Here is an 8074-nt window from a genome sequence, read left to right as displayed (position 1 = left end):
CGTGCACAACGGCGGCCGACGCAGGAGGCCGTCCGGCGAAGGCTGCAGGCCGTAGCGAATTGATGCACTTGGTTATGCATGATTTGCCCCCATAGCTACAATTAGCCAGCCGATTGCAAACAAGGATCCACTTGCAGAAACTACAGACGGAGCCAATTGTGACTTTCCAGAGAACGGCGACGTTACTACGAAACAGGCAAGCCCACAGAACACCACTGGAACCAAAAGGGCTACGAAATATCCAGCAAATGCAGCCACGCCGTCTGCAAACCAAGTAAGATAGTATCCAGTGGCTACCACCCCGAAAGCTAAGCTAATAACCAACGCGATCAATTGATAGGCTCTATTTCTTCTCATAGTGCTTCTTTGCATAACATTTGAATCTACGACATCAGGCGATATATCCCCGGATCACCCGACACCTGTCCGTTTATTTCGGTGAAGGGAATCTTTATAGCATGGCAAAGGCGCAATTTCACTCATGCGGGGGCGGCTGGCGGATTTTCCCGCTCGGGGATAAGGGACCTAGGGTCCGTTTTACCGGGGGATTGCGACAGGTGTCGGTGTATTTTTTCGGTGGGTTAGGGGGCAGCGGCGCTAAGTGGCTAATTTACAAGTTAATATTCGCGCTCTTGGCAAAAAGTGCACTGAGAGCAATGTCGCCCTATGCGATATATCACCTTCCAGGGTTTTGCTGTGAACATTCGCTAAGGCGTTGTTTTCTTTTGAAAATGCTTTGCACTGTGGGCAGGCGCGGTTTTTCAAGGGACTCATGCCCTAGAGCCGGCTAGGCGTCGGCTCTAGGGCATGCGTTTTACGGGTTGTTGCCGTTTACTACCTGGATGGGCGCAACATGTATACGCCGCCGTCTTCTTCATCGGTGATCACGTATAGGTTGCCATCTGGCCCCTGTGACACGTCGCGGATGCGGCCGATGGTTTCGGTCAGCAGGATTTCTTCGTGGATCACGTCGTTGCCACCCAGTTCCAGACGATGGAGCTGCTGTTGCCTCAATGAACCGGCAAAGAAATTGCCTTGCCATTCTGGAAACGCATCACCGTTGTAATACGCTAGCCCTGACGGGGCCATGCTGTCCTCCCACACATAGGCCGGTTCTTTGACTCCCGGCGCTTCACGGCCTACGCCAATGTGTTCTGAAGTGGAGTAGTCGGGCCCGTAGGCGACGTAGGGCCAGCCGAGGTTGTCACCCTCTTCCACTTGGAACAGCAAATCTCCGCCTTGCGGGCCGTGCTCTAATGCCCAGATGTCGCCGCTTTCAGGGTGAACGACCATGCCCTGAATATTACGCGTGCCGAAGGCATAGATTTCCGGGCGGAGGTTGCCCTGGCCAGCACCTACAAACGGGTTGTCTTCCACGGCGCCGCCATCCATGTTCAAGCGGATGACTGAACCCGAGGAGTCCGTCAGGTCTTGAGAGGGTCTGCGCAGGCCGCGGTCACCGATGGAAAAGACTACTGTGTCCTCGTCAGGAAATACGATACGAGAGCCGTAGTGCCGGCCGGGGTCGGTTCTCAGGGATGCGTATAGGGTTTCTCCGTCCACCAATTGCGAGCCGTCCGCGCTTAAGCGCGCCCGATACAAGGCGGTGGCGGTGCCGTGATCGTCATCGCCCGCCACAGCGTCATCATCGCCGGGGCTGGAGTAAGTGAAATAAATCCAGCCGTTCTCTTCATATTGCGGATGTACCGCCACATCCAGCAAACCGCCTTGCCCGTTGTCTGGTGCTTCGTGCTCTTCTCCAGGTGCGCTTAGGGGCACATTATCCACTTGTATCACGCGGTCGCCATCGATCAACTGCAGGCGTCCGGGCCGTTCCGTAACAAGCATGCGTCCATCCGGCAGCCAATCAATGCCCCATGGATTGGTCAAACCACCAACCACGCGCACGACATCAAAGCGCGTTTCCTCCGAACGCACATTACTCTCAATCACTTCTTCTTCCACCGCTACGTCAGCCCAGGCGGGCCATGCAAAAGCGGCTAATAGAGGAACGAGTAGACTATGGCGATATTTCGGCGCGAGAACCTTCATCACAATCTCCTTTTTCGTTGTAGCGAACTGACTAGGGAGTACATCTACTATTGGGCCATGGCGCAGAGGCTGAGTTCCGGCTGTATTTGTTGCGGCGCGGGCAACTTCAAATTTTCGTCGAAGTCGAATGAGCTACAGCGTTTCAAGTTGTGGAGGTTAAGCTATGAGCAATGAAGTTAGCGCGAGCGATCTAAATATTGATTTTGATCGCGGCGGGGAGCAGGAATTGTTCAAGTGGTTTGTCGCCAGTTTCCTGTTTGGCAAGCGCATTCAACAAGACATCGCTGCAGAGGCCTACCGCGTTATCGTGGACGAGCATGGGTACGACACACCGACAAAGTTAGGCGATTGCAGCTGGCAGGAAATTGTCGATATGTTGGGCGAGGGGCACTATGTGCGCTACGACGAATCCACCGCCGAGCGGCTTCTGCAACTGTGCGAAAAACTCAACACTCAGTACCACGGCAAAGTCACGGAGATTTACGAATCCAGCGAAAGTCAGGAAGAGTTTGAAAAACGGCTGGCGGATTTTAACGGCGTTGGGCCGAAAACCGTGGAGATTTTTATGCGCGAAGCTAAACAGGTACTGCACTGAGGTGCGCAGAGCCGCCCCAGAGATTTAGAGTGGCTTCCCTCGGCGGGTCTGAGTTGGCTTTATTACGCGGCCGAAGAGGCGCCGTCCAGTTTTACATCATCACCATTTAAGAACAATGCTTCCGGCGCACTCAGAGCCAATACGGCGTCCGCGATTTCGCTCGGTTGAGCCATCCGGCCCATGGGGCTGTCTTCGGCGGCGCCTTCTAAACTGCCGCCCAAAAAGCGCCTGAGCAATTCAGTTTCCACTGCACCGGGCGAGATGCTAAACACTCTAATACCTCTGCCCGCTACACTGGCCGCCGCTGAACGCGTAAGGCCAATGACCGCGTGTTTTGACGCGGCATAAGCACCGGCAAAGGTGGAACCGCGGTGGGATAACATGGAGCCCGTGTTGACGATGACGCCGCCATTACCGCGCATGGCGGGTATTTCATAGCGCAAGCCGTAGAATACGCCATCAGCATTGGTGCGCATCACGTCCCGGTAGCTGCCTTCGCCGTCTACGTCGATTTCGTCCAAGCCACCCCTTGGGCCTTCAATGCCGGCATTGTTAAACGCCACGTCAATGCTGCCATAGGTTTCTACGCAGGCTTCCACAAATGCCTGCACCTGATCCTCGTCACGAACATCGGCTTGCCGGTAGGTGGCTTCGCCGCCCTGTTCTCGAATCGCCTGCTGGACCTGTGAACCCAGTGATTCACGTCGCCCACAGAAGAAGACGCGAGCGCCCTCGCGCGCGAAGGCGTGGGCGGTGGCTTCGCCGATGCCCGAGGTGGCGCCAGTAATCAGCACCACTTTGTCCCTGTACCGTTGGCGCGGCTCGCCATCGTCAGCCATGGCCGCAGAGCTGCCTAAACCGGCGGCCCCTAATGCCGCACCAGCTACACCAGCCGCACTCTGGGCGAAAAAATCGCGCCGGCCTGGGCTGGGCGGCGCCTCAATGCCGAATTCTTTACGCGTGCTCATAGGCTTACTCCTGTTCCATACACACAGTCTGTGATGCCTTGAATGAGGAGGAATTCCGCACACACGGGGCGGAGAATTGGGAGGCAGCGGTGTGTTTACCTTACTCCAACATCATAATGTCTGATTCCATGATGGTGCAGGGCGTGAAAAGTGCGCCTTGGTCTGGGTGGAAGGCGGTGGTGGAAACGCGGGCATTGTCCCGGGGCAAGCGACGATGTGACTGCTGATCAGAGAACCGAAAAAAGTAGATGTCTGATTCGCGGCAGCTCCCTCCGTAGGTATAAAACAAACCCGCTTCATCCACACGCAGCAACTGACTGTCGCGGGGAAATTGTTGGGCGATGTTTTCAAGCTCTGCCGTTTGGGCGCGCCACACCCAGAGGCCGCTCTGCCCCACATACTGAAAATAGATGCCGCTCTGGTTACCGACGGCGCTTGCGACTGAGCCAAAAGTCAGTTGCCGTTCTTCTCCGGTATCGATGTTTATCCGCCACAGGTTTTGAGATTCTCCGGTGAGCTTTAAGGTGTACAGATCCTGGCTTTGTGCGTGGTAGGCAATGGGATTCAGTTCAGCCGCGTCGCTCAGGCGCACGCTCGTCCGCCCCGCTTCGTTGAGTGAGCGCACAAATGCTTGATCTCCCGCTGTGTAGATTAGTTGCCCGTCATGGGCCCACAGTATGTCATTGATGCGCTGGCCATTGTGGTGGCGGAACAGCTGCCGCTCCCGGCCGTCTTCTACCAACCAGATTTGCGTTTGGTTATTGCGCACGGAAATGTACACAAGGCGAGTGCCGTCGGGGGAATAACGCGGGGCATAGTTTAAGTAGGTGTTCTGCGTGATTGGGGTTTTTTCGCCTTCTAGATTTTGAGCCCAAATGTCCGCCTGGGGCCGTTCTTCTGCAAAGTACAGACGCTGTCCATCAGCACTGTAGCGAGGCCGGGACACGAACGTATCCGCGCGGTAAGGCAGGGGTATTTCCCGCACTTTGCCGTCGCGACGTACCAGGGTCAGCATTTGTTTGCTGGATGAGTGCACTAAGACTCCGCTGCCATCGGGAACCCAGCTTATGTCTGTGGCCGCGTAATCCAGCTGCCGACTGGCAAAACGCGATTGATCTTCACTCAAAAAATCGATGCGCGTGCGGCCATCGTGCAGGCTGGCAATGGCGGTTCGGCCGTTGTGGACTTTGCTGATCAAGGGGTTGGACACAAAGTTCAAAGATTCCAGTGCTGCCAGCCGCTGCGCTTGCACCGCGTAGCGGTAACGCCGGTTGAGCGCGCCATCGCCTTGGGTGGCCACCAGCTCCAGTACATCGTCGTCCCACCAGGTGATGCTGTTGATGCGCCCTTGCCATTGGCTTAGGCGGTGCGTTTCAAGCACCCGCCATTCGTTCAGATCAAGAGAAAACACGTGCAGGTCATAGAGCTGGGCGGCACGGGTGTATAAGTTCGGGCGCAACATGGGCCCTCCTTCATACATCAGCTCAACCGCCGCCAGAAACTCGCCGTTCGGGGACCAGGCCAAGTCTACCCAGGCGCCTGAACTGGTGGCCAGCACCCAGTCTTGACCGTCGCTGTCGCGGATGACCAGTTCGCTTTCTGTTTGGTTGCCCTCGGCGAATGTATCGCGGATATAGACCAGATGCTGATTGTTGGGGTGAGGCTCGCCCGCCCTTTCGTGGCCCACTTCGCTGGTGTAGGCACTTACGGCGGCGAAGTCGGTCCGATGGTGCTCTGAGATAAACAGGGTATGCCTGGCCGGAATCAAATAGGCCGCAAGCACGACGAGCACGACCACAACCCCGGCCAGGCCCACATAGCGCAGATGGCGCGCGGGGCGAGTGCGATGTTCGGCAGTGCCTTGCTCCAGTTCCAGATCCGCCGGGACAAGCTGCAGCTGGTAGCCCTTCTTAGAATAATGGGCCACCAGCTCCTGATCCCCCAGCAGCTCGGCGAGCGCCTTGCGCAGCAGGTTGATGCTTTTCTGCACCGAGCCATGGGTAACAATACGACCGGGCCAGACCTGGGCTATCAGCTCCTCTTTGGGGATCACGCGCTCGTGGTGGCAGGCCAGGTAACAGAGCACATCCATGACCTTTGGCTGCAGACGCACCGTTCGCCCATGGGCTTCCAGCTCATTGCGGGATGGGAATACCCGCATCTCACCCAATGTGAAGGAAGATCGGCGGAATGTGTCGATTTCGTCGGACAAGGCTAAATCCTTGGCAGTGCTGTTATTAAGGTTCTCAGTTGCCAACTAGCGACAACGCGTTGACGGCTCTCTGACCAAGAGGTTACGAAGGATATTCTGCCGGATGTCTTGTAAGCCTAGCAAATTTTCGACTTTCCGGGCTCTTTGGTAACTATTTGATTTTAAAGTGCTATTTCTAGGTAAGCGAAAGGTCAGTGGAGGTTCGGTGCAGGGTCAGTGTTTTGCCCAAGGCTTCACCTATATTAACCCTGTCAGTAGACAGACCCGCTCTTCGGGTCCGATTGCTTATACTTATATACATCCGAACCGCGAGGAAATCACATGAAACTAAGAACTGTTTGTTGCGCAGCGCTGGGCACCCTGTTGTCTGCCGCTGTATGGGCCGACGCCGAGCCGCAAGTCCGCTTAAACCAAAACCTCGGCTTTAACGTTGAAGGCTACAACTACACCCAAGCCGAGTATCCGTGCAATGTCGATAAGGTACTGGTGGAGAAGATTGTCGAAAGAGGCCGCTCGAACGGTCTTCGCATTGAAGCGGTGGGCACCGCCGACAAAATCCTGAACAGTAAGATCCCCGTGCTGGCCATCGACATCGAAGCCATGGTGCTGGGTAGTGATGAGTTCACCTTTGGGACCCGCTCTTCCAGCAATTTGCCCAGCGTTAGGGTCACAGCCGCTCTATTTGACGACAACCTGCCCGATGGGATGGTCACCGCCCGCCACAGCTGCGCCATCGCGACGCTCAATCAACTAAGCCCCAGGTCCAGTGTGCTGGATCTTGATGCTGGCGGCCATACCGTCTGCTCGGCTACTCACAAGTGCTTGAATGATCTGAGCCGGGATATCGTCCGGTGGGTTAAACCACAAGTGCAGTGATCGCCTGACGCGGCGATACGGCCAGTGCTTATCAGTACTGGCCGTATCGGCGCAAATAGGGCCGCAGCGTGAACCCGTGCAGCAGGCTACTGCCCACAATCACCGCTGCCACTACCGTGAATAGCGTCCGCGCCAATTCTGGGTCCAGCCCGGTATTGATGGCATAACTGAGGTAGTAAATCGAACCGATACCCCGCACCCCAAACCACGCCCAATACAATCGATCATGGATTCGAAACCGCCCCCCTGCCGTAGCCACTAGCGTAAGCGCCGGGCGAATCACCAGCAGCAACAACAAGACAAACCCCACCAATACCCAGCCTTGCGCCACAAAATAGTCCCAGCGAAGCAGCGCCCCTAAGGCCACCAAAATAACCACCTTCAGCAACTCATCCACCGATTCGGTGAAGTTCGCGAACAGTTCCAGATGGTTCCAGTCGCGCTCCATCTCCTGACGAAAGCCGATACCGGCCGTGAAGGCGGCCAGAAAACCGTACCCGCCCAGCGCTTCTACCAGGCCATAGGTCGCCAGCAACAACCCCAGCGGCGTAAAGTGCCGCCAACGTCGCCCGCTTTTTAGCATCAACCGCAAATACAGCTTGCCACTCAAGCGACCCAACACCCAGCCGAGGGGTAAGGCGATCAAAATGGCGTAAACCAGGTCCCGCAAAAACCAGTACCCCAGCCACTGCTGCCACTGCGGTTGATGGAAAGTGAAGTACAGCCCCAAGTAGATAAACGGGAAGGCAAATCCATCGTTGAGGCCCGATTCACTGGACAGGCCGAAGCGGTGTTCCGCCTCGTCCTCCAATGCATGTTCCTCGAGAGGACCTGCCAGAATTGGATCGGTGGGCGCCAGAACGGCGCCCAGCAAGATGGCTGGTCCGAGCGCTAAGCCCAGCAGCCAGTAGCCACTGAGCGCCACCAGGGCAATGGTCACTGGCATCACGATCATGATCAGGCGAACTGTGGAGCGCCAGGCCGACCAGCGGAACGGGCGGCCGATTCGAATACCAATCACAATCAGACTGATAATGACGCCGAGCTCTGTCAGCCGCTCCAGAACCGGCGCCGCCGCCAAGGGGTCTTTGGGCGCGAGATCCAGCACCAGAGGGCCACCGAATAAACCGACGCCCAAATAAATAAAGGTGGTGTTGAGGTTAAAGCGATCCAGGAGCGGTTTGCCGATGGCGGTGATCAGTAGCGCAAGCCCTACCGCAATCAGCAACAAATCGTAACTTTCCAATACACGGTGGCCGATGTCGAACGAATCCACCATCCCTGAAACCCTCCTGCGTTCGCCAAAGCGGTGCTGGAGCTTAGATCATACCCCTATCGTTCTTTTGTTTCGAGCGGCGACACAAGCCTAGA

Annotated in this window: 6 protein-coding genes; 2 read left to right on the top strand and 4 right to left on the bottom strand. The window is 56.3% G+C overall.

The genetic code is table 11. The annotated features are described in order from the left end of the window. Positions 1-834: 834 nt before the first annotated feature. Positions 835-2052, bottom strand: a complete 1218-nt coding sequence (locus RBH33_RS17105) for a PQQ-dependent sugar dehydrogenase (protein ID WP_306733438.1) — start codon at positions 2050-2052, stop codon at positions 835-837. A gap of 163 nt (positions 2053-2215) precedes the next feature. Between RBH33_RS17105 and RBH33_RS17100 the strand changes: the two genes are divergently transcribed. Further along, a complete protein-coding gene (locus RBH33_RS17100) occupies positions 2216-2647 on the top strand; it encodes an HhH-GDP family DNA glycosylase (RefSeq protein WP_306733437.1) in 432 nt (143 codons plus the stop codon). 62 nt (positions 2648-2709) lie between these two features. Here the strand turns inward: RBH33_RS17100 and RBH33_RS17095 are convergent, their stop codons facing one another. Continuing rightward, positions 2710-3615, bottom strand: a complete 906-nt coding sequence (locus RBH33_RS17095; protein ID WP_306733436.1) for an SDR family NAD(P)-dependent oxidoreductase — start codon at positions 3613-3615, stop codon at positions 2710-2712. 100 nt (positions 3616-3715) lie between these two features. Beyond that, positions 3716-5827 carry a winged helix-turn-helix domain-containing protein gene (locus tag RBH33_RS17090; RefSeq protein ID WP_306733435.1) on the bottom strand — a complete coding sequence of 704 codons (2112 nt, stop codon included), beginning with the start codon at positions 5825-5827 and terminating at the stop codon, positions 3716-3718. Between the two features lie 321 nt (positions 5828-6148). Between RBH33_RS17090 and RBH33_RS17085 the strand changes: the two genes are divergently transcribed. After that, positions 6149-6703, top strand: a complete 555-nt coding sequence (locus RBH33_RS17085) for a hypothetical protein (RefSeq protein WP_306733434.1) — start codon at positions 6149-6151, stop codon at positions 6701-6703. A 31-nt stretch (positions 6704-6734) separates the two neighbouring features. Here RBH33_RS17085 and RBH33_RS17080 read toward each other — a convergent pair whose 3' ends face one another. Beyond that, positions 6735-7982: a cation:proton antiporter gene (locus RBH33_RS17080; protein WP_306733433.1), complete on the bottom strand. Its 1248-nt coding sequence runs from the start codon at positions 7980-7982 to the stop codon at positions 6735-6737. Between the last annotated feature and the right edge of the window lie 92 nt (positions 7983-8074).

Source organism: Marinimicrobium hydrolyticum (assembly GCF_030848505.1).
Lineage (GTDB): Bacteria > Pseudomonadota > Gammaproteobacteria > Pseudomonadales > Cellvibrionaceae > JAVDDU01.
This window is presented reverse-complemented; position numbering and strand designations above follow the sequence as displayed.